This is a genomic window from Salinibacterium sp. TMP30 (genome assembly GCF_038397785.1).
In the GTDB taxonomy this organism is placed as follows: Bacteria; Actinomycetota; Actinomycetes; order Actinomycetales; family Microbacteriaceae; genus Rhodoglobus.
In genome coordinates, this window is record NZ_CP151642.1 from 12,407 (window position 1) to 36,154 (window position 23,748).

The following is a 23,748-nucleotide window of genomic DNA, read 5'->3' on the forward strand; positions in this document are numbered from 1 at the left end:
GCTCCGGGTGAGGGAAGCTTACACCTGGATCGATTCCGCCACAACGAATCAAGGTCGTTCCCACTAGTGGGTCGTGCGTGTGTGAAAAAAAGTTCAGGCCCGGTTCGTAGTGAACCGGGCCTGAACTCGTTAAGAGGTTTGGGCTACGCGGTGGGCGTTAGCCGACAATGGCGGGCTTTACCGCCAGAGCAGTGAAGACTAAGCAGAGCAGTGAAGACTAAGCAGTCTCAGCTTCGTCGTCGATCCACAGGTCGTCGTCGGCACGCAGAGTCTGCCATGCGGCATAGGCGACACCGACAGCAGCGACGACACCAATGCCGATCAGGATGTAGCGGCCGAAGCCGGCCGACTTGGGCTGAGCCTTCACGAGCCCGGTTTTTTCACCGGCGGTCACAGCAAGGCCCGATACGCGAGCGAACGCATCCCGAACCTGCTGGTTCTTGGCGACCTCAAGCGCAGCAAGCGCTGTGCCGAGCGCTGACGTGACCGCGGGTAGAACATCACCCTTGATCTTGCTCTTGGTGTTTTCTGCCGCTGAGCGGGCGCCAGCGATTGATGACGACAGCACGGGCTTTACCCGAGAGTCGATAGTGTCGTGAATTTTAGGACTCACTTCTTCACGAGCGTAGTTGGCGGCCTGATGGCTCGCCTCACGAACAACCGCAGAAGCGTGCTCGAGGAGCTCCCTCTGGTCGTTCCACAGGTCTTCAGCCTGACCCTTTAATCGCTTGAGTTCTTTCCGGCGTTTGCGAGTTAGTGCCACGGGAAACCTCCAAAGATGGTCGAACAGTTGTTCCATACTGCCACGCCGGGTTCCGAGTGCACACTGCTTTGGCTGTGAGCACCCTGAATCGTGCGGATAGTAGGCACAGGTTGGCTATGTAAGAATTGACCTTATGTCTCAACACACCGCCGTTGCCACAATCAAGACAAACCTCGGAGAAATCCGTCTCAACCTTTTCGGCAACCACGCGCCGAAGACTGTTGCCAACTTCGTTGGTCTCGCTAAGGGCGAGATCGAGTGGACTCATCCGGCCACCGGCCAGAAGACCACCGCGCCTCTCTACGATGGCGTCATCTTCCACCGCATCATTAAGCAGTTCATGCTCCAGGCCGGCGACCCGCTGGGTAAGGGAATCGGTGGCCCCGGCTACAACTTCGATGATGAGATTCACCCCGAGCTCAATTTCTCGGCTCCCTACATTCTCGCCATGGCAAACGCCGGCACTCGGGGAGGCAAGGGAACCAACGGTTCGCAGTTCTTCATCACAACCGTTCCTACCCCGTGGCTGCAGGGCAAGCACACTATCTTCGGCGCGGTAGCTGACGACGAGTCCAAGAAGGTTGTCGACGCAATTGAAGCCGTTGATACCGATGGTGGCGACAAGCCGCTGAAGGATGTCGTTATCGAGAGCGTCACGATCGACGAGGTCTAACCTTCGTGAGCTCATCGCCGGATGCCAGCGGCAACTACTGCTATCGGCATCCAGATCGGCAAAGTTTTACCCTTTGCCAGCGATGCGGGCGCACCATATGCCCCAGCTGCCAAACACAGGCGGCTGTGGGCGTACATTGCCCCGAATGCATTAGAGAGGCTCGCGCTAGCGGACCTAAGCGCAAACCGATTCTTGTGCGGGCAAGCCGCGCATCCACTGGCAAGCCGGTAGTCACGTACACGCTGATCGCATTGACTGTTGCGATATTTTTGCTTCAATTGATTCCGGGCAGCGGAGTGACACAGGCTCTCGTCTACTACCCGCCACTGACCGCATCAGAACCGTGGCGAATGATCACTTCGGCGTTCTTGCACTCGCCGAGTTCGATCTTCCACGTCGGTTTTAACATGTTCACACTATTCATCTTCGGCCGAGTTTTGGAGATCCCTTTGGGCCGCGCTCGATTCATCGCGCTCTATTTAGTCAGCGCTCTGGGCGGATCGGTTGCCGTGCTGCTGATTGCACCAGGCTCTGTCGTGCTCGGAGCATCTGGCGCCATCTTCGGAGTCGTCGCCGCATTCTTCGTGATTCAGCGCCGCATGGGAATAAATAACAGAGGTTTGCTGATCATTGTGGTGATCAACCTCGTCGCGGGCTTCATTCCTGGGCTAAACATTTCGTGGCAAGCTCACGTTGGAGGTCTCGTGACGGGGGCACTTCTTGCGTTCGTGTTCTTGCGTCAGCGCAACAAGGCATCGGTGATTCCTGAGGTCGCTTTCGTCGCGCTCGTCGTCGCTGGACTGATTGCCCTGACTCTCGTGCGGATCTTCGTTCTATAAGTGACTAAAAGTTATCCACAGGTTTATTAACACTGGGTATAACTACACGTGTGTAGTTTCTAGCGCCACCGAGTAGTCATCAGGAATCCGATGAAAAGGATGCCGAAGCCGACCAAAATGTTCCAGCTGCCGAGCGAAGCGACAGGAAGTTGCTGATTGCTGACATAGAACACGATGATCCACGCGAGGCCGATCAACATGAAGCCAAACATGACGGGCTTGAACCAGACCGCGTTGGGTGCGTCCTCAGCGGGACGCGACGGAGACTTTTCTGCAGAGTTACGGGCCATGAAAGAAATTCTAGCGCGAACGACCTGAGTGGCGAACTACCTCGCGGAAACCGGCCAAGGTCTGCGCGTAGAATCGTGCTTATGGTTCTGGAGGACGGTAAGCGAGTTCGTCGCCACGCACAGCCGCGTCGGCCCGTCTCCGTCATCGGCATCCTCGGAGAACTCTTCATCACCGCGGGCGTGATCGTGCTGCTTTTTCTTGTATGGCAGACCTGGGTCAATAACATTTTTGTGAGCAGCACCCAGCGCGGCGAAGCCCTCGAGCTCAGCCAAGAGTGGAACAAGGGCGAAGCGGTCACGCTCGCCCCCGAGGAACGTGCCGATCCCGGCGTGCCCATAGTCGCAACGGCGCCCGCCCAGGCCGCAGTGTTTGGCACCCTCATCGTTCCGAGGTTCGGTGCCGACTACACCCGCCCGATCGCCGAAAGCGTGAGCCTCGAACAAGTGCTCAACACGCGCGGCGTTGGTCACTACACCGGAACCCAGATGCCCGGCGAGGTTGGCAACTTTGCGGTAGCCGCGCATCGCACAGGCTGGGGAGATCCCTTCTTTGACATCAATAAACTTCAACTCGGTGACAGCGTTTACGTCGAGACCGAAGCCGGTTGGTATCGCTACGTGTTCCGATCGCTCGAGTACGTTCCGGCATCCGGTGTCGGTGTTCTTAACCCCGTGCCGCAGTTCGATGGTGCAGTTGCCAGCGATCGGCTCATGACACTCACCAGTTGCAACCCTATTCACACTGCCGACGAACGCATCATCGCCTACACCGTTTTCGATACCTGGTATCCGCGCTCCGAAGGTGCCCCCAGCGAGATCGCTGCAGTTGTGCAAAACCTTGAAGGAGCTGGCTAATGTACGCTTCCCTCTGGCGTGTACTCCCAGGACCCGCATTCGTGCGCGTTCTGATCGTGCTGATACTGGCCGCGGCAATCGTTGTGGCGCTCTTTGCGTGGGTATTCCCCTGGGTGCTGCCCCTGGTAACGCCGCTGGATGCGACGGTGCAACAGTGACCCGCATCCTCGTCATCGATAACTACGACAGCTTTGTTTACACACTCAACGGGTACCTGCTCGAGTTGGGTGCCACGACCGACGTCGTGCGCAATGACGCATTCAGTGCGGATGATGCGGCAACCTCAATCGCCGACTACGACGCCGTGCTGCTCTCGCCAGGCCCCGGCACCCCCGCCAACGCCGGAGTCAGCATCCCGATCGTGCACGCGGCACTCGCCTCAGGTCAACCGCTGTTCGGAGTCTGCTTAGGCCACCAGGCAATCGCCGAAGCGCTTGGCGCTACTGTCACGCACGCCGACGAATTGATGCACGGCAAGACCTCACAGATTGAGCACGACGACAGTCTCATCTTTCGTGACATGCCCCAGCCATTTACGGCCACCCGCTATCACTCCCTAGCAATTGTGGATGGCACGGTTCCCGACGAGCTTCAGGTGACGGCTCGCACTGCTGGCGGAGTGATCATGGGGGTGCAGCACGAAACCCAGCCGGTGTACGGCGTGCAATTTCATCCTGAGTCTGTGCTCACCGAGGGTGGCTACCTGATGCTCGGTAACTGGTTGTCGCGCGTAGGGATGCCCGATGCACCCGCATTGGCTAAGACGCTGACGCCGCTAGTTCATAATTAGCTGCCGGCGCAGTACTGGAGAGTAACCTCAGACTTCTGCGGTTGGTCACCGATGAGTGACTGGTAGCTGACAACGTTGCCCTTGCAACTGAAGTCTGCAGTGAGTCTGACGCTCAGCTGAAGCGCGGTGAGCGTGCTGTTAGCTTCACCGATATCTTTGCCCGTGACATCCGGAATTTGAACCAAACCGTTTGAGACAACCAGGTTGACGGTCTCGCCCTCACGGATGATTGTGCCGTCAGAGGTGCGTTCGGCATCCCCGCGCGGGTCAGAGCTGATGACTGTGCCCTTCGAGAGGTTAGGCGAATAGGTTTGTGAGCTCGTGCCATAGACGAGTCCGGCAGATTCCAGCAGTTTGATCGCAGCAGCTTCTTGCATGTTGGCGACGTTGGGAACAGTAACCGGTGTGCGACCCATCGAGACCACAACCTCAATTTCGAGCCCGGGCGGCACCGTTTGCCCGGGACCAGGATCGGTACGGATGATGACACCCTCTTCGACGGTTTCACTGGCTTGGTTGACGCGCTTGGGTACCAGATCAAGCTCAGTGAGTAGCGCTTCACCCTCGTCGTAGGTCATAGTGGCAACGTCGGGCACGTCTACCGATGTTGTACCGCTGAGTTGTGCTGGCGTGAGGCTGAAGGCCCACACCACAACGGCAACAATGACAACAGCCATGAGAGCGATTCCGCCCCAAATCCACGCAACCGGTGGACGGTTTTGTGTGCGCGGCGTACGGTCGTTTTGGTCGACGGCGAGCTGGCGGAAAGTGGCATCGCTGCCCGCTGTCGCGTTCGGGTTGACGCCAAACAGGGTGGCGTTGAAATCGGTGGATGCGAGCTGCTTACGTTCCGGCACGGCACCAGCAGCTGCTGCTTCAACATCGGTGCGGAACTCCGCTGCGCTCTGGTACCGGTCGAAGCGATCCTTGGAGAGTGACCGCAACACAACCGAATCGAGGGCGGGAGAAACCGCAGCGGTGGAGGTGCTTGGCGGAATCGCCTCGGCGTTGACATGCTGGTACGCCACCGCGACCGGGTTCTCTCCGGTGAATGGCGGTTGCCCGGTGAGAAGTTCGAAAAGAACGACGCCGGTGGAGTAAAGATCTGAGCGGGCATCCACACTTTCGCCGCGTGCTTGCTCTGGCGAAAAGTATTGTGCAGTGCCGACGATGGCGCTCGACTCGGCGATTGTGGCCGCAGAGTCAGAGACGGCGCGCGCGATGCCGAAGTCCATGACCTTCACCTGACCACCCGTGGTGACCATGATGTTGCCGGGCTTGATGTCGCGGTGCACAACGCCGGCGCGGTGCGAATACTCAAGGGCGGTGAGCACTTGGGCCACGATGCGTGTTGCTTCGGGCGGCGCGAGCGGGCCTTCGGCAACGATGTCTTTCAGCAGCCGACCGTCAACGTATTCCATGATGATGAACGGGATGAGCGTCTCGTGCCCCGAGGGGTCGATGACGGACTCTTCTCCCGCATCGAAAATTCGCACGATGGTGGGGTGCGCCATCTTTGCGGCATCGTGAGCTTCGCGACGAAAACGGGTGCGGAAGGCAGGGTCGTTAGCCAGCGACGGCTTGAGGAGCTTGATTGCTACCCGACGCCCGAGCCGTGAATCGATTCCCAGGTGAACATCGGCCATACCGCCGTGGCCGAGCAACTCGCCAATTTGGTATCGCCCAGCGAGCTGGCGCACGCCCTGTGCAACGCCTTCGCTCACTAGTTCACTCCTGTTTGTTGTCGCGGAAACTCCCGGTTCAGTCTATCCGGTGCTTGTTATGACAGGGACTCACTGAACACTGAAAATCACTTCTGACGACGGCGGAGACTCAAGGTCTGTGCACAGCGCGGTGTACGAGATCTTTGTCTCATCCCCGGAGTTGCCGGGCAGGGTGATCTGGAACTGAGTCTCGTTGGGTCCACGGGTTGCGTTGCCGTCATTGATTGTTGCCCCTTGAACGAGGAAGTTGAATCCAGAACGAGGATGACCCGCGGGGCATCCCTCGTAGTTGGCCCACTTGACCGTTATGACGTCACCCGGGTTGTACGGTTCCAAGGGATCGAGAGTGTTGGCCGAGGGCTGCGTTGGCGTTGGAGTTACCGCAACCTTGTCGAAGAAGTACACCGTGATGGTCTCGCCCTTCTTGACGTTGCCAACGGGCGCCGCACTGTAGGAGAACCCCACCTTTTCAGACGACTCGGCGGCCCGGCCAACCTCAGCGGCAAGCACGAGTCCCTTTTCCGTGAGGATTGCCTCTACCGCGTCTTGCGTGCGATCAAGGAGTTCCGCTTCAGTCAGCTCGACTGTCGTGGGAGTTGGCGTCGATGATGGGGTTGGTGAACTTGACGTCGGGGTGCCCGAGGTCGCTACCGGTGTTTGATCACCGGTGGGGAGCAGTAGTGCGATGATCGCGCCGATCAGCACAACAGCAAGCAGCGAAATGAGCGCGACGATGGGCCACGTCCACGGGTTGCGTTTCTTGGTCTCGTCGAGAGTCTGGGTAGAGGTGGCTCCGGTAGCATCCGCGGTGTTGAGCACGCGGGTCGCCTGAGTGGCGTTACCGTAGTTGAGCCCAACGGTGGCCGCGTGTGAGTTGTCTCCCAGAATTCCGGGAACAGCGGTTGCCGCTGCAGCAACATCTCCCCGGCGCAACGACTGTGCCGCGCGCGAGAGATGTGAGGCGGATGCCGGACGATCGCCGGGCGACTTTGCCAGGCAGGCATACACAAGGTTGCGCACCGGTTCGGGCACCGTCATGGGCAGTTCGGGTGGAGTCTCGTTGATCTGAGCCATCGCAATCGCGACTTGCGATTCGCCCGTGAAAGGGCGTCGACCGGCGAGAGCTTCGTAGGCGACAATGCCGAGCGAATAGATGTCGGTGGTTGGCGATGCGGGGTGCCCGCTGGCCTGCTCGGGAGACAGGTATTGCACTGTTCCCATGACCTGACCTGTCGCCGTGAGCGGCACCTGGTCGGCGATGCGTGCGATACCGAAGTCGGTGATCTTTACGCGGCCTTCTGGTGTGATCAGCAGGTTTCCGGGTTTGATGTCACGGTGCACAAGGCCAGCGGCGTGGGCAGCCTGAAGCGCGGCAGCAGTCTGAGCCACCATGTCGAGCACGCGGTCGGGGTCGAGCACGCGTTCGCGTTCGATGATGGCGCTGAGCGCTTCACCGGGAACAAGTTCCATAACCAGGTAAGCACTGCCCTCTTCCTCGCCGTAGTCAAAAACGTTGGCGATGCCTTCGTGGTTGACGAGCGCGGCATGGCGCGCTTCGGCACGGAAGCGCTCCAAGAACCCCGGATCACCGAGGTACTCATCTTTGAGGATTTTGATCGCAACCGTTCGACCGATTACGAGGTCTGTTGCTTGCCACACCTCGCCCATGCCACCAATCGCTACCCGACTGGAAAGCTGGTATCTGCCCCCGAACGTGAGTCCACTGGTCGGTCTCATCTGTTTAGCACCGCCTCTAGTACTTGACGCCCAATTGGTGCGGAAATGCCACTGGAGGTGCCGGACTGTCCTAGCCCACCACCATCTTCGACAACTACCGCAACCACAACTTCTGGATCATTCGCCGGCGCGAATCCGGTGAACCACAACGTGTATGGCTGACCTTCTCCGTTTTCTGCTGTACCGGTCTTACCTGCGACCTCAACCCCGTCTATTCTGGCACTGCTCGCGGCACCGCTGTTGACCCCATCCACCATCATTTGGGTGAGTGCGGCCGCGGTTTGCGGGCTGATTGCCTGACCAAACAGGGTCGGCTCGAAGGACTGAATAGTTGTGAGATCAGATGCTGTGATGCTCTCAACAAGATTGGGTTGCATCAGGGTGCCGCTGTTGGCGATGGCCATTGAGACCATTGCCATTTGCAGCGGGGATGCACGAACGCTGGATTGTCCGAATGCCGACAGCATTGTCTGTGGGCGGTCAAGTGCACGCGGGTAGACACTCTCTGTGGACTCTAGGGGCACGGAAACACTTTCATTGAAGCCAAACTTGTTGGCCTGGTCGCGAATCGTGCTTGACCCGAGCGCATCGCCCAGCTCTGCCATGGGGATGTTGCAGGAGAGTCGCACTGCGGTAGCGATCGTCGCAGTGCTCCCGGAGCCACACGTGCCACTGTCGGAGTTGCTAATGATGAACGTGCTTTCGGGTAGCTGCAACTCTGCGGGGTTGGGGAAGGCGCTGTCGGGGGAGTAGTTGCCACTCTCGAGTGCGGCCGCTGCGACCACAAGTTTGAAGGTTGAGCCAGGAGGGTTCAACGGGCCCGCCAGTGTGCGGTTGAAGAAGGGCTCATCTGGGTCGCTGAGGAGACGCTCGTAAGCATCGATCACGGCCCCGGTGTTGTGAACAGCCAACTCGTTGGGGTCGAAGGTTGGCTTCGACACCATGGCGAGAATTTCACCGGTCTTGGGCTTTATCGCGATGACCGCACCCTTAAGGTCGCCGAGAGCATCCCACGCTGCCTGCTGAATAGCAGGGTCGATGGTGAGTTCGACGGCAGCACCGGTGGGGTTCTGGCCGGTAAGAATCGAGTTCACCTGGTCGAAGAATTGATCGTTGGATGACCCACTCAAGTAGTCGTTAAGTGAACTTTCAAGACCAGTGTTGCCCTGGTTGAGCGTGAGGTATCCGGTGATCGGTGCGTACAGTTCGCCCTGGGGGTAGACGCGCAAGAACTTGAATTCGTCATCGACGGGCTGTGACAGAGCAATGGGTTCGCCGTTGACGAGAATGGGGCCACGTTCGGCCGAGTAGCTTGCGTAAAGAGTGCGTACATTGCGACCATCCGCCTGCAGGCTGTCAGCGGTGACGACCTGAATGACAGAGCTCGAGATGAATAAGCTCACAAACATAAGCAAGACGACGGTGCTCACGCGTTTGAGTTCGCGATTCATTGCCCCACCACCAATCGGTTTTCGAGCGACGGTTCCACAACGAGTTGAGGTTGGTGGCGCACCGTATCGGAAAGCCGCAACAGCAGCGCAGCAATGATCCAGTTAGCGACCAGAGATGAACCTCCGGCAGCAAGGAATGGTGTGGTGAGTCCGGTCAACGGAATCACCCGAGTGACGCCACCGATAACCACAAACACTTGCAATGCGATCACGAAGGCAAGACCGACACCGAGCAGGCGCCCGAAGTCGTCTTGCCCGGCAAAGCCGATGCGGAATCCACGAGACACAAACAGAAGGTACAGCGCGAGAATTGCGAAGATGCCGATAAGACCCAACTCTTCACCCAACGCCGAAATGATGTAGTCGCTCTCGGCGAGGGGAGTGATCTGGGGGCTGCCGCGTCCGAGACCGGTGCCGATGAGCCCGCCGTCGGCAAGACCAAACAAACCCTGCACCAACTGGTAGCTGCCTCCTGTTGCATCGTAAACGGCCGGGTTGAAGGGGTCGAGCCACGCGTCGATGCGGCCAGAAATATAGGTGAGGAAGCGGCTGGCGACGAAAGCGCCGCCTAGGAACATGGCCATTCCGAGCAGGATCCAGCTGGAGCGGCCGGTGGCGACATAAATCATCACGAGGAAGAGGCCGAAGTAGAGCAGGGCTGTTCCCATGTCGCGTTGGAAGATCAACACGAGCATGGAGGCAACGAAGACCACGATGATGGGGCCCAAATCGCGGGCACGCGGGAATGTCATTCCGAGTACTTTGCGGCCGATCATGGAGAGCGAGTCACGCGCCGACACGAGGTAACCGGCGAAGAAGACGGCTAACGCGATCTTGGCGAGTTCGCCAGGCTGGAACGAGAACGCCCCAATCTCGACCCACAGGCGTGCGCCGAACCGGGTTGCGCCAATTCCGGGAGCGAGCGGCAACAGCAGCAGGGCAATACCGCTGAACATCGCGATGTAGCGGTAACGCTGCAGTACGCGATGATTCTTGATGATCAACAAAACGGCAATGGCGATGACGATGGCAATCGCGGTCCACGTGATTTGGCGAATTCCGCCGCTCGACCAGCCCGTGAGCTCATTGGCGAGGTCAAGGCGGTAAATCATGGCGATGCCGAGCCCATTGAGCACGGTGATGATCGGCAGAATCAGTGGATCGGCATCCCGAGCAGTCACCCGCAGGGTGATGTGCATGGCGAAGACGAGAACACCGAGCAGACCGGAGAGACCCAAAACGGTGAAGCCGAGGTGACCGAGTGCCCCCAACTGCACGAGAGCGATCGACCCGAGGTTGATTCCCACCGCCACAATAATGAGGAGGAACTCGAGATTGCGCAGCCGAGCAGGCACCCGCAGCTTCAGGCGGATGTTCTCAGTAATCGCTCGCGGGCCGGCCGAAGCGGAGGCGCGAACGTCGCTGCTAGGGGACTCGGGCATCAGACAACAATCTCACTATGCGGCGGGCATCGTCGAGGTCGCGCGCGTTAATCGTGTTTTCGACACTGGCGCGGCGGTAGAGCGGCAAATCAACCACACGGACATCAGAGATTTGATAGACGTGCGAAAGCGAAATGGGACCAATGTTCTGTTGCACGCCCTGATAGATCGCAACCTGACCGTCATCGGCGCCAACGAAGTACTGCATTTGGGTGTACTGGTAGCCCCCGATTAGTCCACCAGTAATCGCTGCAACAGCAATGGTGATGAACGCGATCCAGGAGATGCGACGACCACGTACACGGCGACGATCTTCGCGGATAATCGCCTGATAGTACTCGTCAGATTCTGGTTCAAAATGGCTGTCATCAGGCTGCGTTGCCTTCAGCGGGTGCAGCAGCAGGTTCGGGAGGCGAACTGGCTTTTTCGGGATCGAGGGTTCGAACGAGAGCGGCGAAGCAGCAGAACCCACCATGATCGCTGGGGTGTGAGCAGATGTTTCGTCATCGCCGATATCGACAAGAACGACGGTGACGTTGTCGGGGGCACCCTGATCGAGGCTCGCCTGAACGAGACGCGCGGTTGCCGCTTTCGCATCCGTAACACGGCGCAAGGTTGCCGCAATTTTGTCTTCCGTAACAAAACTGCTCAACCCATCCGAACACAACAACCAACGGTCGCCCGGCTGGGTATCAAGAACTTCGGTATCAATTTCGGGAGACGCATCCACATCACCCAACACCCGCATCAACACTGAGCGACGTGGATGAACGGCCGCCTCTTCTTGCGTAATCCGGCCACTCTCGACCAGCCGCTGCACGAAAGTGTGATCGTGAGTGACCTGCGTCATTGTGCCATCGCGCAGCAAATAGATGCGCGAGTCACCAATGTGCGCCATCGCCATCTTGTTGCCAACACGCACCATGCCACTGACCGTTGTGCCCATTCCGGTGAGCTCATTGTGCTCAATAACCGTGTCAGACAGGATGTGGTTGGCTGCGATCAGAGTGTCATGCAAAACCTCTGCCGCTTCTTCAGCATTCGTGAAAACTCGGTCAGCCTCGACAACGTGCTTAATGGTGATCGCCGAAGCAACATCGCCACCAGCGTGCCCACCCATGCCATCCGCGACAACAAAAAGGTGACTGCCGGCGTAAGCAGAGTCCTGATTGTTTGCGCGGACCCTCCCCACATGGGATGCGGCAGCACTGTTGCCCGAATTGGCCATCCAGTTACCGCCGCAGTTCGAAGCTAGTAGTGCCAATCTTGATTGGCGTATTCAACGGAATCGGTGTCGGAACGCTCACACGCTGGCCCGCCAAAAAGGTGCCATTCGTGGAATCAAGATCCTGAACAACCCAACTGTCAGCCCACCGCAACAGACGGGCATGATGCGTCGACGTGTAATCATCACGAATCACCAAACCAGATTCGCTCGAACGACCAATCGTTAACTGCTCATCAGGCAACGAAATCTCTAGCCCCTCTTTCGAACCAGACACAATCACGAGACGCGTGGCATCGAGAGAGTTGCCGGCGGCCGGCGCCGGCGCCACGGGGCGGGTGGGCTGTGCGGTGGGAGGCGCTGAAGGCGCTGCAACCTGTGCAGAGTTTTGCACGGGCATCCGGCGCACCTTTTCTCCAAAGAGGTCGGAGCGCAGGGCGTAGACGATCGCGAACACGAAACCCCACATGATGGCGAGGAATGCGACACGTAACAGCAGGAGGGTTAGTTCACTCATCGGGTGAACCCCCGGTCGTCGCGGCGATCAGCGGGCTGGTCGACGTCAGCAGATTGGGCAAGCACACGGAACACGATACGGGTTCGACCGATATCAATCACGGATTCTGGCGCGAGTGGTGCGCGAGATACCGGCGATCCGTTCAATTTTGAGCCATTTGTGGAGTTGAGGTCGTTAACTTCGGCCCTCGAACCGTCCCACAGGATTTCGACGTGTTTGCGGGAGATGCCGTTGTCGTCGACGGTGATGTCGGCTTCGCTGCCCCGGCCGATGATGGTGCGTGAGTGGACAAGTGGATGCCGGGTGCCGCCAACGTCGAGCACTGGTGTCCACGCGACGGTGCCTTTGACGCTCACCGAACCAACTTCGATCATTCCTTGGCTGAGGGAGTCGTCGGGCGCGAGGACGATGGCGATGCCGCCAGAGAAGGAGTAGTGCTGGGCGGTGGCGTGGCGTTGCACAAGTTCGGTGAGCTCGGAGATGAGTGTTGACCCGAGGCCGGACATCCGCTGGTAGTCGGTCTGGCTGAGGCGAACGGTGAAGTTGTTGGGCACGAGAATGCGGTCGCGTGAGACGACGGCGGCCTGCGTGTCGAGTTCGCGGCGCAGGGCGCTGGTGATTTCGACGGGTTGCAGACCACTTTTGAAGGTCTTCGCGAATGCACCATTGACGGCACGCTCGAGACCTCGCTCAAAGTTGTCCAGAAGACCCAAAGCTCTCCTCATGATCGCTCGTTGTAGTACGTCGATGTTAGCGGCTCAGGGTGACTAACCCGTTATCGACGCCGAGCAGTTAGGGCAGGAGGCCCATCGGGTCAACGCGTGTGCCGTTGATGTAGGTCTCGAAGTGAAGATGGGCGACGGTGACGTAGCCGGTGCTCCCGCTCAATCCGATGGGGGTTCCGGCGGCCACTGTTTGACCGGGTGAGACCATCTGTGAGCCCTGGATCATGTGCGAGTAGAGGGTGGATACTCCGCTGCCGTGGTCGATTTTGATGTACTGGCCCCAGCCGCCACCGTAGGTGACTTGGGTGACGACGCCGGGGGATGCCGAAACAATGGTGGCGCCGCTGCCGGTCATAATATCGATTCCGCCGTGAAATTCTGATCCGCGGTAGCCGAAGCCGTCATTGACGGGGAAGTTTGCTGGCCACACGGCGAGGAATCCGGCGAATGCTCCGGCGTAGGTTCCGGCAAACGAACCGGAGGGGCCCGAGGGAGCGTAGACGGGGGCGGGCGGTTCAACAACAAGCTTCTTTACCGAGAGCGCGTCGCGGGCTGCGGGGGTGATCTCGGCATCGGCAGAAGAAGCAAATGACTGGCTGGGTACAGAAGTTTCTGCCTTGGCTGCTCCGACAGCAGATGACTGCTGCATAGCTGCGGATGCTGAAGCTGCGGATGCGGTGGACAGCAGGTCGCCAGAAGTGGGTTCCATGTGTGCTGCGGCTGGAACAGTCACGCTCACGACAACTGCCATGATTGCGCTGAGTGTCAGCATTCGTTTCACGCGGTAACCCCCAGGGGTGTGGTCTGTGCACTGCTCGGGTTCAGCAGTTTTGGATCAAGTCTGGTTGAACCCGCAGTTTTTGACACACGGGCAGCAACCGACGCTATATGACTAACCTGTGAATCCTAAGTGAATTGGCGCGTGGAGTCGAGTCGTTGATGCTGAGGCCGCTGTGATAATCTCACTCAGTTGAGTGTTAACTCAATCCACGCGTGAGTGGCGGAATTGGTAGACGCGCACGGTTCAGGTCCGTGTGTTCGAAAGGACGTGGGGGTTCAAGTCCCCCCTCGCGCACAGAAAAAAATACTGAAAAGGCTCGCCATTTGGTGGGCCTTTTCTTATTGATCATGACGTTTCTATTGCTTAGCGCACTTGGCGCGCGCTGAACTGCATCCGCGGCTCTGCGTAGAACTCTTGCGATTCAACGAGCTGCAGTTCGCGTTCCCCAGACTCGAGAGTCTTGGTGAGAAGGTCGAAGACGCTGGATGCGGTGCGAGCCAGAGCATCCGCGGCATTGCCCGTGCGCGTGAAGTGGGCAGTGAAGAGGGCGGCGGTTACGTCACCGGAACCGTTGGCTTTCAGCGGCAGTCGGGGGGTCTGCACAATCCAGGCTCCGGCTTCCGTCACGACCATCATTTCGATGGTGTCGTCTTCTCGGTCGGGGCGCTCGACGCTCGTCACCAGGATCGTGCTCGGGCCCATTGCTCGGGCGAGGTCGGCGGATGCGAGGGTCGACTCGATCGTGTCTGGCTCGGTATCGGTGAGGAAGCCGAGCTCGAATTGGTTGGGGGTGATGATGTCGGCGACGGGGACCACGCGCTCGCGGAGCAGGATCGGGATGGCGGGGGCGACGAAACAGCCGGATTTCGCGTTGCCCATCACGGGATCGCACGCATAGATCGCGTTCGGGTTGGCAGCCTTGACCCGGGCGACGGTATCGATGATGACATCGCCGATGCCTTCTCCGCCCTGGTAGCCGGAAAGCACAACGTCGATTTGAGGGAAGACTCCGCGATCTTCGATGCCCGCGATCACCTCGGAAACGTTGGCGGGGTCGATCATGGGGCCGCGCCAAGCGCCGTAGCCGGTGTGGTTCGAGAAGTTGACGGTATAAACAGGCAAGACCTCAACGCCGATGCGCTGCAGCGGGAACACTGCGGCCGAATTTCCGACATGGCCGAACGCGACTGCTGACTGAATGGAGAGGATCTTCATTGGTCAATCTTCCCACTGTTGGGGATGCTTGCGGATTCGGGAGGGCCACTCTCGTCGCCGGATCGGCCTCTACGACCCGATGGCTAGACTGCGAGACATGTCCAAGTTCACAGAGAAGGTTCGATCGATCTTTCGGCGATCTCCGCCGGTGACGAGAGAAGAAGCCATCGAGATAGCCGACTGGGTAAATGAAGGCGGAGCCCCAGATCCCGATGGTCCCCCACGTGTTGTTGACGATCACGACGAGGAAAAGCGGAGCTAGCGCCGCCCCAATTCCACCAGCTTGCGCTCGCGCATGGCGAGGAACAGGGGGAAGGTAAACGCAAAAGCTGTGATGCCTGACAGCACGATGTAGAGCCACGCCCGCTTCATCCCGAGCCTGCGGGCCTCGATGATGATGAGGATGCTGCCCGCAACCGCCACCACCAGCAGGTCGACGCCCAACGAGTTCACGGCGGGGCCGCTGCCGAACCAGTCGCCCAAAAAGTCGCGCAGCTGCACGATCGCGAGCACGTTGAAGAACCACGTGCCCACTAGGCCCACGATCGCGAGTACAACGAAAGTGATCGCGGTGGCGTTCCAGTGTCGGAAGAGGGTGGCGCGCTCGTGGGAAGATTCCGGGGACGTCACGCCCACGTCGGGCGACGGGGCGGCCGGCGACGAGGAAGACAGCGACGGGGGAGAGGACGACGCAGAGGGTTCAGTCATGCCACCAGTGTGCACCCGAGCATCCGGCCCCGCGCATCGGCATGCAGACCGCATGCCGACCGCACACTCGGCAGATGCCAAGCCCGGCGCACCACAATAGGCAGATGGAGCAGACACCAGACCGTGCCGAGTCGGCCGCATCCACAGAGCAAGCCGTCGCCGCCGAAGTCACCGAAACCGCTGAACCGTCGCGCGCCAGCCGTATCGGCCGCCGGGTCGGACGCATCGCGCTCGGTGCATCCCTCGTGCTGGCCGGCATCGGCCATCTCACTTTCGCGCGTGAAGATTTTCAGGCGCAGGTTCCCGACTGGCAACCCTTCGACCAAGACTTTGTGGTTGTCGCCTCGGGTGTCGTCGAGATCGCCCTCGGCAGTGCCCTCATCTTTGCCAAAAAGTATCGCCCCCAGGTTGGTTGGGTTGCCGCCGCATTCTTCATTGCCGTGTATCCGGGCAATATCTCGCAGCTCGTGAACCAGGTCGACTCGCTCGGACTCGATACCGACCTCAAACGGTGGATTCGGATGCCATTCCAACCGGTGCTCATCGCCTGGGCCCTGTGGTCGACGGGTGCGTGGCGCGCGTGGCGTGCCGCCCGCCGCAACGGCAGCCGCGACCTCCGTGCGTGATAACTTCACTGAATGAGCAGGGTCGCTGAATGAGCAGAGTCGCAGCATGAGCAGAATCGCGGCAGTGGCTCCGGTTGTGCCGGAATACAGTTACAGCCAATCCGAAATCACGGCAGAACTTGCGCCGCTGCTGTCAGCTACCGCCTCACATCACGCCGTCATTGAGCGGATGCATGGCGCTAGCGGCATCCAGCGTCGGCACACCGCTCTGCCAATTGAGCGTTACCGCGACCTGGGCGACTTTCGGGAGAGCAATAGCGAGTTCATTCGCGTTGCCACCGACCTCCTCGACCGGGCACTGACGACAGCGCTCGCCGCTGCTGGCCTCACCCCCAGTGATGTCGACTTCGTCTTCTTCACCTCCGTCACCGGGGTTTCGGCACCCTCGGTTGACGCCCTGCTGATTCCCCGGTTGGGGTTACGGCCCGACGTGAAACGGGTGCCTTCGTTTGGCCTCGGATGCGTGGCGGGGGCCGCGGGCTTGGCCCGCGTGCATGACTATTTGGTCGGGCATCCGGATGAGGTCGGAGTCTTGTTGAGCGTCGAACTGTGCTCGCTCACTCTGCAACGCGGCGACCAAACCATGGGCAACTTTGTTGCTACCGGACTCTTCGGTGACGGTGCCGCAGCGGTCGTGATGGTGGGGGATAACCGCAGTGAACCCGGCCCGCGCATTGTTGACACCCGCAGCACCTTCATCGCCGACAGCCACGACGTGATCGGCTGGAATGTGGGCGGAACCGGCTTCGAAATCGTGCTCACGGCGGGCGTTGCCGACGTGATTCAGAACAGCTTTCCCACCGAGGTCAGCGATTTTCTGGGCCGCAATGAACTCGCAATTGCGGATGTCGACACCTGGCTGGCGCATCCCGGTGGCCCTCGCGTGCTCGAAGCGTTCGAAAGCTCGCTCGGGTTACAGCGCAGTGACTTGCAGAGCAGCTGGGACTGCCTTGCCCGCGTCGGAAACCTCTCGTCGGCCGCTGTGCTTCATGTGCTCGCGGATGCCATGAACCGCGACCCCGCACCGGCGGCAGGAAGCCACGCCCTCGCGTTTGCCCTCGGCCCTGGTGTCAGCGCCGAATTCGTTCTGTTGGAGTGGCCAACATGAGCGTGATCGCCTACATCGCCCTTGTTTTTGGCACCGGCATGGAACGTCTCTATGAGTTGCGAATCTCGAAGCGCAACGCGGCAGCTGCCTTCGAGCGTGGCGGTCGTGAGTATGGCCAGAAGCACTTTCCGTGGATGGTTGCCCTGCACACCGGCCTACTGGTCGCGTGCGTTGCCGAAGTGCTCATCGCTGATCGGCCGTTTCTGCTGTGGCTCGGAATCCCGATGCTCATCATCACCCTCCTGAGCCAAGCCGCGCGCTACTGGATCATCAGCTCGCTCGGCGCCCAGTGGAATACCCGCGTGATCGTGGTGCCCGGTGCCGGCCGCGTGCAGAACCGCGGACCCTACCGACTGACCTGGCTGCCGCATCCCAACTACCTGGTTGTTGCCATTGAGGGCATTGCGCTGCCGCTCGTGCATACCGCCTGGGTGACTGCGATTGTCTTCACCGTGCTGAATGCGGTGCTGCTGCTGGTGTTCCGTATTCCGACGGAAAATCGGGCGCTGCGCGAACTGACGCTATGACTGAGTCGGGCGAAGTTGTTGGCGAGGTCATTGGCGAAGTTGACGCGTCGTCGGTCGATTCCGAAGTTGTCGACGTGATCGTCGTCGGTGGCGGGCCGATTGGGCTCGCCGCCGCCATTAATGCGCGGATGCATGGCCTCACCACCCTCGTCATCGAACCCCGCGGCGGCACCATCGACAAAGCCTGCGGTGAAGGAGTCATGCCCGGCGCTGTCGAAGAACTAGCCGCCCTCGGCGTGCATCCGAGCGGCCGCATGATTGCCGGCATTAGCTACCAGAACGGCAAACGCACCGCCGAACACCGTTTCTCCGGCAATGCGGCACTCGGCGTTCGCCGCACCGAACTACACCGGGCGCTCGCCGAGCGGGCCGCCGAGCTGGGGGTGCGGTTTGAGCACGGCAAAGTTGACGCGATCGAGCAGCAGGGCGGCGCGGTATCCGCGCAGCTGGTAGACGGTCGCACCTTCGAGGCACGCTGGATGCTCGGCTGCGACGGCCTGCTCTCTGCGGTGCGTGAGCTGGTTGGCCTGGCCACGCGCCCTCGCCGCGTGAGGCACAACGATTCTCGGCGGTTCGGCATCCGGCAACACTTTGAGGTTGCCCCGTGGACTGACCTGGTGGAGGTGCACTGGGCTCCGAATGCTGAGGTGTACATCACTCCTGTTGGCGACAACGAAGTGGGGGTTGCCGTGCTCGGGCGACGAGGCTTCTCGTTTGAGGAAGCGCTGGCGAGTGTGCCGGCGCTTGCGGAACGACTGCGCGGAGCCGAGCCAGCATCGAGCGCGCGCGGTGCTGGCCCACTCTTGCAAAACACTCGCGGTCAGCGCGCAGGCCGAGTGTTGCTGGTCGGCGATGCTGCGGGGTATGTTGACGCGATCACCGGAGAAGGAATCCGGCTCGGGTTGGCTGAGGCACGGGCCGTGATCGAGTGCATCGTCGCGGACGAACCGGAACGCTACGAACGTGAATGGCGGCGCATCACCCGCGATTTTCGGATGCTCACCACGGGGCTTGTGGCAGCAGCCAACTCACCGCTGCGCAGCGCCATCGTGCCGCTCGCCGCACGACTTCCGCATCTTTTTGGCCGCATTGTTGAGAGCCTCGCCCGCTAGGGACCGCTCGAAAAGCGATCGTGGCCCCTGAGAACGCAGCGGGATACAGCATGCAGCGGGATACAGCGCGCCGGCTAACCGGGAAGCAGCAGCGGCAGAAGTTCTTCGGCCTTCGAAACAACGGCGAGGGATCCCGCGGATTCGCCGGCGTTGCCATAACCCCAGTCGACATAAATGGTGGGGATGCCGTGCTCGGCTGCGCCCTCAATGTCGTAGTCGCGGTCGCCGATCATGACGGGGTTGCTCACGTCGGCACCGATCATTGTCAGGCGGGTGAGTGCTTCAGCGACGATATCTTTTTTGGCACTGCGGATCTCGTCAATCGACGCCCCCGCCATCACTCGAAAATATTGGGTGAGGTTCGCGTGGTCCAAAATTACGGATGCCGGAAATTCGGGCTTCGAGGTAGCTAGCGACAACGGAATCCCGCTCGCATGCAGCTTCCTCAGCACTGTGCGCATTCCGGGGAAAATGTCGCTGCCGTGGGCGTTGTTGCCTTCCATGTAGTGGCGGCGGTAGACCGAAAGCGCCTGGGCGGATTCGACCGAGGTGAACCCGGCGCGGTCGCGAAACGAGTCGAGCATCGGCGGGCCAACATAGGCCAACAGTTCTTCTTTCGAGGGAACCGGGTAGCCCAACTCCTCAAACATGAAGGCGAGCGACGTCGTAATTCCGGGCGCCGAATCAGCGATCGTGCCATCGAGGTCAACGAGAATACAAGTCCAGTTATTTGCCATTTGTGTCAAGCCTAAACTGCGATCGAAGAATCTAGAACAATCGCATGTTGGGGTCATCGAGACCGCGCATCTCGTCATAATCCAACAGCACACAGCGGATGCCGCGGTCCTTAGCAAGAGTGCGCGCCTGAGGCTTGATTTCTTGGGCCGCAAACACACCAGCGACGGGTGCAAGCAAAGGGTCGCGGTTCATCAGCTCGAGGTAGCGGGTCAACTGTTCAACACCATCGATGTCGCCGCGGCGCTTGATTTCGACGGCAACGCTCGCGCCTTTCTCGTCGGTGGCAAGAATGTCGACAGGCCCAATGGCGGTCATGTATTCGCGGCGCACGAGGCGGTAGCCGTCACCCAAAATGTCGATGTGTTCGGCCAACAGCTTCTGCAGGTGGGCCTCGACGCCATCCTTCTGCAACCCGGGGTCGACGCCCAGCTCGTGGCTGGAATCGTGCAAGATTTCGTGAATCGAGACAATGAGCAGGTCAGCCGACTTCGTGTGGGCGACCTTCCAAATCTCGGAGACACCGGCATCCGACTGCTCAGTCTCAGGTTCAAGGGTCGAGAGCACGCACGGTGGGCTCATCCAGTTGAGAGGTTTATAGGAGAGAGCATCGGAGTGCACGAGCACACTGCCGTCAGACTTCAGCAACAGCAATCGTGTGGCCAGGGGCAGGTGGGCGCTAAGACGACCCGCATAATCAACGGAGCATCGGGCTATGACAAGTCGCACCCGTCGAGCCTAACCGTGTGCGGCGGGTGGGGGCGTATGGTTGCGCGTCCCGGTGATCCGCGCTGTGCGCGACCGGGCATGGGTGGTCAGAGTTTTTCCTTGGGAGAACTGATCTGGCTGCCTTCAGTGAGCCGCCGAACATTCCAGCTGAGCCGTTCGACAACACTCGGGTCGACATCGCTCGGTGGCGTGGTGGATGCTTGTGCGTCAGCGAACTCGCGAAGAGTCGTGTCGATCACGCCGTCGATCGTGTCGGCGCGCAACACAGACCAGGATGCCGCCTCCCGGGCAATGCTTTCTGCGCTCACCTTTCGGTGATCGAAGTCGCCGTCGATTGCCATTGCCAAATCCCAGTTGATTCGACCTGACTGATAGAGATTGGGCACGGCGTCGTATAGCTCTGAAAGCTGCGTGCCATCACTCTTGTGCACGAAGCCCACATTCTTGGCGTGTGCATCGTTGTCGCCGATGAGCACGTGAAAGATGAGCTGTCGCAGCCACTGCGCGGTCTCGGCGAGTGCATTCGGGAGCGAGCCCGTGATCTCCGCAACTTTGCGGACGTTGGGTCGTGCCGGATTTGTCGGCCACCGGGCGTCTTGAAACTTGATCTCCGAGTTTTGCCAGTCAAGCCCAAGCGCTTGGGCGGCATCCTCCTGATGGACGAGCGAGACTGAGGTGCCGTCGACCTCCCGGTCGAAACGTTCGATAGACAAAAACGTGGTCTGGCCAACGCTGATAACTTCGCTGCCGAACTGGGAAAGTCCCATTGCTCGTGAGAGTTGGTGGCTGTAGTACTCGTTATAGAGCTGGTGGGGTCGCGAGTGAAGCTGAGGTTTAAGGATGTGTGTGGAGTGCGCGCGGCCGTGAGGTTCATGCCACTGAGAACCAAAGAGTGCGAGCAGTAGCTTCGGCTGAAACCCGGGAAGCATCGAACGGCTGTCATCTTGGATGCCGAGATCGTGACGCTCTACTGCCTGCGTGAGCCGTTGGGCAACGGTCGTGTCGTCTATTGCCGTGTAGTGGGGAATGAAGGGGCTAGTCTCATCGGATTCCCGAAAGGTGAGTGCTCCACCGAGGGAGCCCCCAAATTCACGAAGTAGGTCGAACAGGTCATTGTGGTCAATACCGCGCAGTGCAGCCATTGCTTCACGGTGGTTGCCATCCGGGGTATAGCCGCCGAAGAAATTGGATACCAGTGTGCCGTCGGGCTCTCGGCCGGGAATCGAGGTAAACGACTCGGTGAGAGAGATTTCCCCCGGCTGGTACTCGCTATCCCACTGAAATCGCACTCGATTCTTCTGGCGGCGCTGACCCTGCACCACGGGGATGACGTCTCCGAGGTAGTCGTCGTGGAGGAATACGGCGAGAGTTTCAGTCATCGGTGGAGTTTGTATCGGCGGAGTCTGCATCATCGCGTGCAGCCGGGTCGGGGTTTCTTGCCCGACCGGGGGTGTAGGTCACGCTGATGGTGATGCCCAGTGAGTTCATGGCGCGGAGCAAGCGCGTGATGTACAGGTTGGGGCGCCCATTTTCGAGGTCTTGGAGGTATTGACGCGTGATGTCGAGTTCGCCGGCGAGCTCATCCTGACGCAGCCCGCGGGATTCTCGCGCTGCTTTGATGACAGCGCCAAAGTCTCTGAACCTTCTGACGGTGATCGTGGTCACGGTGTGCTCCTGCGTTCTCAGTTCGGTATTGTGCCGGAATATCCTTGCACACAAGAGTGCCAGAATATTCTTGCATGTACAAGTGCAACGATATTCTGGCCCTAGGAGCGGTCGTTACCCGGCTCGGCGGCCAGATTCTCGGCTGAAATGATCTGCAGTTCCGTCGTTGCAAGACTGACGGCAGCGGATGTCGTACCCGGCGACGCAAAGTCGATGACGTTGCGAGCATGGCGGCCCGCCAACTCGCGGGCGGCGGGTGAGAGCAGCCCCGAAAGCGCGGTGAGTACCACGATCACGAGCAGTGCGTTCAGCACACCAACCTGGTCGCTGATGAAGCCGATCATGGGCGGACCGATGAGGGCGGCCGAGTAGGCAATGGTGGCGACGGCGGTCACCCTAGCGGTGGCGCGTTTGGGGTCATCGGCGGCGGCCGAGATTCCGACCGGGAATCCGAGGGCAGCACCGGCACCCCAGAAGACGGTGCCCAGCACGGCGAGGAGCACGACGGGCGAGAAGATGACGAGCAGCAGGCCGACGGCGGCGAGACCGGCGGATGCTCGAAGCACGGGCACCCGACCGAAGCGGTCGAGGGCGCGCACCCCTAAGAAGCGGGTTGCGGTCATTGAGGTGACGAAGATGCCGAAGATGAGGGTGCCGAAGGCGTTGTCGAGGTTGTAGCCATCGACCATTGCTAGAGCGAGCCAGTCAATGGCGGAGCCCTCGGCGAAAGCCATGCCGAGCACGATGACGCCGATGATGAGGGTGCGGGGCTCCAGCCACACGCTCCGCAGTGCGGGGGCCGCGATTGTGCCGGCAGCGACAGCCATTTCTTGAGTGTTGGGTGGTGCATCCGCCAGAGTCTCGGGCAGCACGAAACGCAATACGACGAAGGCAGTGGTGAGAGCAATCGCGGCGATGACGGTGAGGTGAAGGGCGAGCGGAATGTGGAGCGCTTCGGCGGCGACGCCGAGACCTGCCCCCGCCATGGTTCCGAGGCTGTAAAAGCCGTGAAGGGTAGGCATCGTGGCGCGGCCAAGCAACCGTTCGTTTGCGGCACCCGAGAGATTCATGGCGACGTCGTAGGTACTGAACGCGATGCCCATCACGGTAAGCGAAATGAGGGCACCGACGAAGCTTTCGGCAAGACCTACGCTGAGTCCGGTAGCCGCAAGGGCTGCGGCAAACAGAACGGCGCAAACCTGGATAACTCGACGAGCACCGAATCGTTCAACGACTCGGCCGGCGAGAACGAGTCCGGCAATCGAACCAATCGCGAGCCCGAATAGTAGTACACCGATCTCTGAGTGGCTGGCATCGAAAATGTCGCGAACCGTGGGGATGCGGCCAACCCAGCTAGCAAAAGAGAACCCGGCAAGAGCAAAAAGGGTCGCTATCGCGTTGCGCCATGCCAGCACTTTTCGGTGGGTGAGACCGTGAGAGTACTGTGGCGTGGCCGCTGCAGAGTGGGGGCCGGTCATCACTTAATAGTAGGGCTCTCCACTGGTCTAATA

At 60.0% G+C, this 23,748-nt stretch carries 27 protein-coding genes and 1 tRNA gene; 11 read left to right on the plus strand and 17 right to left on the minus strand.

What is annotated here, in order from left to right:
- Positions 1 to 217: 217 nt before the first annotated feature.
- Complete coding sequence (locus AADH44_RS00060) at positions 218 to 763, minus strand: hypothetical protein (RefSeq protein WP_341953319.1); 546 nt, start codon at positions 761 to 763, stop codon at positions 218 to 220.
- Positions 764 to 896: 133 nt separating this feature from the next.
- Between AADH44_RS00060 and AADH44_RS00065 the strand changes: the two genes are divergently transcribed.
- Together AADH44_RS00065 and AADH44_RS00070 are read left to right on the plus strand one after the other, a co-directional pair.
- Positions 897 to 1,436, plus strand: coding sequence for a peptidylprolyl isomerase (locus tag AADH44_RS00065; RefSeq protein ID WP_341953320.1), 540 nt, complete (start codon positions 897 to 899; stop codon positions 1,434 to 1,436).
- 194 nt (positions 1,437 to 1,630) lie between these two features.
- Positions 1,631 to 2,275 carry a rhomboid family intramembrane serine protease gene (locus tag AADH44_RS00070; RefSeq protein ID WP_341953321.1) on the plus strand — a complete coding sequence of 215 codons (645 nt, stop codon included), beginning with the start codon at positions 1,631 to 1,633 and terminating at the stop codon, positions 2,273 to 2,275.
- 59 nt (positions 2,276 to 2,334) lie between these two features.
- On the opposite strand, the gene AADH44_RS00075 is transcribed toward AADH44_RS00070, so the two are convergent.
- The gene (locus AADH44_RS00075; protein ID WP_100387768.1) at positions 2,335 to 2,565 is read right to left on the minus strand and encodes a cell division protein CrgA; all 231 of its coding nucleotides are present in this window, start codon (positions 2,563 to 2,565) and stop codon (positions 2,335 to 2,337) included.
- An 81-nt stretch (positions 2,566 to 2,646) separates the two neighbouring features.
- Here AADH44_RS00075 and AADH44_RS00080 point away from each other — a divergent pair, with 81 nt between their 5' ends.
- The 3 genes from AADH44_RS00080 to AADH44_RS00090 are packed head-to-tail and all read left to right on the plus strand — an operon-like array spanning position 2,647 to position 4,210.
- Positions 2,647 to 3,420, plus strand: coding sequence for a class E sortase (locus AADH44_RS00080; RefSeq protein WP_341953322.1), 774 nt, complete (start codon positions 2,647 to 2,649; stop codon positions 3,418 to 3,420).
- On the plus strand, positions 3,420 to 3,578 hold the full coding sequence (locus AADH44_RS00085; RefSeq protein WP_341953323.1) for a hypothetical protein: 159 nt from the start codon (positions 3,420 to 3,422) through the stop codon (positions 3,576 to 3,578). The genes AADH44_RS00080 and AADH44_RS00085 overlap by 1 nt, the downstream gene beginning before the upstream one ends.
- A complete protein-coding gene (locus AADH44_RS00090) occupies positions 3,575 to 4,210 on the plus strand; it encodes a gamma-glutamyl-gamma-aminobutyrate hydrolase family protein (protein WP_341953324.1) in 636 nt (211 codons plus the stop codon). Before AADH44_RS00085 ends, AADH44_RS00090 begins: the two co-directional genes overlap by 4 nt.
- Here AADH44_RS00090 and pknB read toward each other — a convergent pair.
- From pknB to AADH44_RS00130, 8 genes are all read right to left on the minus strand, one after another.
- Positions 4,207 to 5,934 carry a Stk1 family PASTA domain-containing Ser/Thr kinase gene (pknB, locus tag AADH44_RS00095; protein WP_341953325.1) on the minus strand — a complete coding sequence of 576 codons (1,728 nt, stop codon included), beginning with the start codon at positions 5,932 to 5,934 and terminating at the stop codon, positions 4,207 to 4,209. The genes AADH44_RS00090 and pknB overlap by 4 nt on opposite strands.
- 69 nt (positions 5,935 to 6,003) lie before the next feature.
- Positions 6,004 to 7,671, minus strand: coding sequence for a protein kinase (locus AADH44_RS00100; RefSeq protein ID WP_341953326.1), 1,668 nt, complete (start codon positions 7,669 to 7,671; stop codon positions 6,004 to 6,006).
- Positions 7,668 to 9,122, minus strand: a complete 1,455-nt coding sequence (locus tag AADH44_RS00105) for a penicillin-binding transpeptidase domain-containing protein (protein ID WP_341953327.1) — start codon at positions 9,120 to 9,122, stop codon at positions 7,668 to 7,670. The genes AADH44_RS00100 and AADH44_RS00105 overlap by 4 nt, the downstream gene beginning before the upstream one ends.
- On the minus strand, positions 9,119 to 10,564 hold the full coding sequence (locus AADH44_RS00110) for an FtsW/RodA/SpoVE family cell cycle protein (RefSeq protein ID WP_341953328.1): 1,446 nt from the start codon (positions 10,562 to 10,564) through the stop codon (positions 9,119 to 9,121). Before AADH44_RS00110 ends, AADH44_RS00105 begins: the two co-directional genes overlap by 4 nt.
- Positions 10,548 to 11,792, minus strand: coding sequence for a PP2C family serine/threonine-protein phosphatase (locus AADH44_RS00115; RefSeq protein ID WP_341953329.1), 1,245 nt, complete (start codon positions 11,790 to 11,792; stop codon positions 10,548 to 10,550). Before AADH44_RS00115 ends, AADH44_RS00110 begins: the two co-directional genes overlap by 17 nt.
- Positions 11,793 to 11,796: 4 nt before the next feature.
- The gene (locus AADH44_RS00120; RefSeq protein ID WP_341953330.1) at positions 11,797 to 12,306 is read right to left on the minus strand and encodes an FHA domain-containing protein; all 510 of its coding nucleotides are present in this window, start codon (positions 12,304 to 12,306) and stop codon (positions 11,797 to 11,799) included.
- Positions 12,303 to 13,019 (minus strand): DUF3662 and FHA domain-containing protein, encoded by a 717-nt coding sequence (locus tag AADH44_RS00125; RefSeq protein ID WP_341955016.1) that lies wholly within the window; start codon positions 13,017 to 13,019, stop codon positions 12,303 to 12,305. Before AADH44_RS00125 ends, AADH44_RS00120 begins: the two co-directional genes overlap by 4 nt.
- 79 nt (positions 13,020 to 13,098) lie before the next feature.
- Entirely contained in the window at positions 13,099 to 13,803 is a 705-nt protein-coding gene (locus tag AADH44_RS00130; protein ID WP_341955018.1) for a M23 family metallopeptidase, read from the minus strand.
- A gap of 219 nt (positions 13,804 to 14,022) precedes the next feature.
- Between AADH44_RS00130 and AADH44_RS00135 the strand changes: the two genes are divergently transcribed.
- Positions 14,023 to 14,106: transfer RNA gene (locus AADH44_RS00135), tRNA-Leu, on the plus strand.
- A 69-nt stretch (positions 14,107 to 14,175) separates the two neighbouring features.
- Here the strand turns inward: AADH44_RS00135 and pdxY are convergent.
- Positions 14,176 to 15,027, minus strand: a complete 852-nt coding sequence (gene pdxY / locus AADH44_RS00140; RefSeq protein WP_341953331.1) for a pyridoxal kinase PdxY — start codon at positions 15,025 to 15,027, stop codon at positions 14,176 to 14,178.
- Between the two features lie 97 nt (positions 15,028 to 15,124).
- Between pdxY and AADH44_RS00145 the strand changes: the two genes are divergently transcribed.
- On the plus strand, positions 15,125 to 15,289 hold the full coding sequence (locus tag AADH44_RS00145) for a hypothetical protein (RefSeq protein WP_341953332.1): 165 nt from the start codon (positions 15,125 to 15,127) through the stop codon (positions 15,287 to 15,289).
- Here the strand turns inward: AADH44_RS00145 and AADH44_RS00150 are convergent.
- Positions 15,286 to 15,735 (minus strand): DUF2834 domain-containing protein, encoded by a 450-nt coding sequence (locus tag AADH44_RS00150; protein ID WP_341953333.1) that lies wholly within the window; start codon positions 15,733 to 15,735, stop codon positions 15,286 to 15,288. The two genes, AADH44_RS00145 and AADH44_RS00150, sit on opposite strands and share 4 nt — an antisense overlap.
- Positions 15,736 to 15,839: 104 nt before the next feature.
- Between AADH44_RS00150 and AADH44_RS00155 the strand changes: the two genes are divergently transcribed.
- The 4 genes from AADH44_RS00155 to AADH44_RS00170 are packed head-to-tail and all read left to right on the plus strand — an operon-like array spanning position 15,840 to position 19,108.
- The gene (locus tag AADH44_RS00155; RefSeq protein ID WP_341953334.1) at positions 15,840 to 16,361 is read left to right on the plus strand and encodes a hypothetical protein; all 522 of its coding nucleotides are present in this window, start codon (positions 15,840 to 15,842) and stop codon (positions 16,359 to 16,361) included.
- A 46-nt stretch (positions 16,362 to 16,407) separates the two neighbouring features.
- Positions 16,408 to 17,469: a 3-oxoacyl-[acyl-carrier-protein] synthase III C-terminal domain-containing protein gene (locus tag AADH44_RS00160; protein ID WP_341953336.1), complete on the plus strand. Its 1,062-nt coding sequence runs from the start codon at positions 16,408 to 16,410 to the stop codon at positions 17,467 to 17,469.
- On the plus strand, positions 17,466 to 17,996 hold the full coding sequence (locus tag AADH44_RS00165) for an isoprenylcysteine carboxylmethyltransferase family protein (protein ID WP_341953337.1): 531 nt from the start codon (positions 17,466 to 17,468) through the stop codon (positions 17,994 to 17,996). The genes AADH44_RS00160 and AADH44_RS00165 overlap by 4 nt, the downstream gene beginning before the upstream one ends.
- Positions 17,993 to 19,108 (plus strand): NAD(P)/FAD-dependent oxidoreductase, encoded by a 1,116-nt coding sequence (locus AADH44_RS00170; RefSeq protein WP_341953338.1) that lies wholly within the window; start codon positions 17,993 to 17,995, stop codon positions 19,106 to 19,108. Before AADH44_RS00165 ends, AADH44_RS00170 begins: the two co-directional genes overlap by 4 nt.
- A gap of 74 nt (positions 19,109 to 19,182) precedes the next feature.
- Here AADH44_RS00170 and AADH44_RS00175 read toward each other — a convergent pair whose 3' ends face one another.
- From AADH44_RS00175 to AADH44_RS00195, 5 genes are all read right to left on the minus strand, one after another.
- The gene (locus tag AADH44_RS00175) at positions 19,183 to 19,845 is read right to left on the minus strand and encodes an HAD hydrolase-like protein (RefSeq protein WP_341953339.1); all 663 of its coding nucleotides are present in this window, start codon (positions 19,843 to 19,845) and stop codon (positions 19,183 to 19,185) included.
- Positions 19,846 to 19,876: 31 nt separating this feature from the next.
- Complete coding sequence (gene nucS / locus AADH44_RS00180; RefSeq protein WP_341953340.1) at positions 19,877 to 20,572, minus strand: endonuclease NucS; 696 nt, start codon at positions 20,570 to 20,572, stop codon at positions 19,877 to 19,879.
- Between the two features lie 86 nt (positions 20,573 to 20,658).
- Entirely contained in the window at positions 20,659 to 21,951 is a 1,293-nt protein-coding gene (locus AADH44_RS00185) for a HipA domain-containing protein (protein ID WP_341953341.1), read from the minus strand.
- A complete protein-coding gene (locus AADH44_RS00190; protein WP_341953342.1) occupies positions 21,944 to 22,237 on the minus strand; it encodes a helix-turn-helix domain-containing protein in 294 nt (97 codons plus the stop codon). Before AADH44_RS00190 ends, AADH44_RS00185 begins: the two co-directional genes overlap by 8 nt.
- Positions 22,238 to 22,338: 101 nt before the next feature.
- Positions 22,339 to 23,715 (minus strand): MFS transporter, encoded by a 1,377-nt coding sequence (locus AADH44_RS00195; RefSeq protein WP_341953343.1) that lies wholly within the window; start codon positions 23,713 to 23,715, stop codon positions 22,339 to 22,341.
- Positions 23,716 to 23,748 lie beyond the last annotated feature (33 nt).

Coding starts and splice junctions, on each gene's coding strand:
- AADH44_RS00115 (WP_341953329.1), bottom strand. CDS start 11,792: ATGGCCAATTCGGGCAACAGTGCTGCCGCATCCCATGTGGGGAGGGTC.
- AADH44_RS00065 (WP_341953320.1), top strand. CDS start 897: ATGTCTCAACACACCGCCGTTGCCACAATCAAGACAAACCTCGGAGAA.
- AADH44_RS00195 (WP_341953343.1), bottom strand. CDS start 23,715: ATGACCGGCCCCCACTCTGCAGCGGCCACGCCACAGTACTCTCACGGT.
- AADH44_RS00120 (WP_341953330.1), bottom strand. CDS start 12,306: ATGAGTGAACTAACCCTCCTGCTGTTACGTGTCGCATTCCTCGCCATC.
- AADH44_RS00175 (WP_341953339.1), bottom strand. CDS start 19,845: ATGGCAAATAACTGGACTTGTATTCTCGTTGACCTCGATGGCACGATC.
- AADH44_RS00160 (WP_341953336.1), top strand. CDS start 16,408: ATGAGCAGAATCGCGGCAGTGGCTCCGGTTGTGCCGGAATACAGTTAC.
- AADH44_RS00080 (WP_341953322.1), top strand. CDS start 2,647: ATGGTTCTGGAGGACGGTAAGCGAGTTCGTCGCCACGCACAGCCGCGT.
- AADH44_RS00110 (WP_341953328.1), bottom strand. CDS start 10,564: ATGCCCGAGTCCCCTAGCAGCGACGTTCGCGCCTCCGCTTCGGCCGGC.
- AADH44_RS00085 (WP_341953323.1), top strand. CDS start 3,420: ATGTACGCTTCCCTCTGGCGTGTACTCCCAGGACCCGCATTCGTGCGC.
- AADH44_RS00100 (WP_341953326.1), bottom strand. CDS start 7,671: ATGAGACCGACCAGTGGACTCACGTTCGGGGGCAGATACCAGCTTTCC.
- AADH44_RS00075 (WP_100387768.1), bottom strand. CDS start 2,565: ATGGCCCGTAACTCTGCAGAAAAGTCTCCGTCGCGTCCCGCTGAGGAC.
- AADH44_RS00165 (WP_341953337.1), top strand. CDS start 17,466: ATGAGCGTGATCGCCTACATCGCCCTTGTTTTTGGCACCGGCATGGAA.
- AADH44_RS00150 (WP_341953333.1), bottom strand. CDS start 15,735: ATGACTGAACCCTCTGCGTCGTCCTCTCCCCCGTCGCTGTCTTCCTCG.
- pdxY (WP_341953331.1), bottom strand. CDS start 15,027: ATGAAGATCCTCTCCATTCAGTCAGCAGTCGCGTTCGGCCATGTCGGA.
- AADH44_RS00185 (WP_341953341.1), bottom strand. CDS start 21,951: ATGACTGAAACTCTCGCCGTATTCCTCCACGACGACTACCTCGGAGAC.
- AADH44_RS00170 (WP_341953338.1), top strand. CDS start 17,993: ATGACTGAGTCGGGCGAAGTTGTTGGCGAGGTCATTGGCGAAGTTGAC.
- AADH44_RS00155 (WP_341953334.1), top strand. CDS start 15,840: ATGGAGCAGACACCAGACCGTGCCGAGTCGGCCGCATCCACAGAGCAA.
- AADH44_RS00145 (WP_341953332.1), top strand. CDS start 15,125: ATGTCCAAGTTCACAGAGAAGGTTCGATCGATCTTTCGGCGATCTCCG.
- AADH44_RS00105 (WP_341953327.1), bottom strand. CDS start 9,122: ATGAATCGCGAACTCAAACGCGTGAGCACCGTCGTCTTGCTTATGTTT.
- AADH44_RS00130 (WP_341955018.1), bottom strand. CDS start 13,803: ATGCTGACACTCAGCGCAATCATGGCAGTTGTCGTGAGCGTGACTGTT.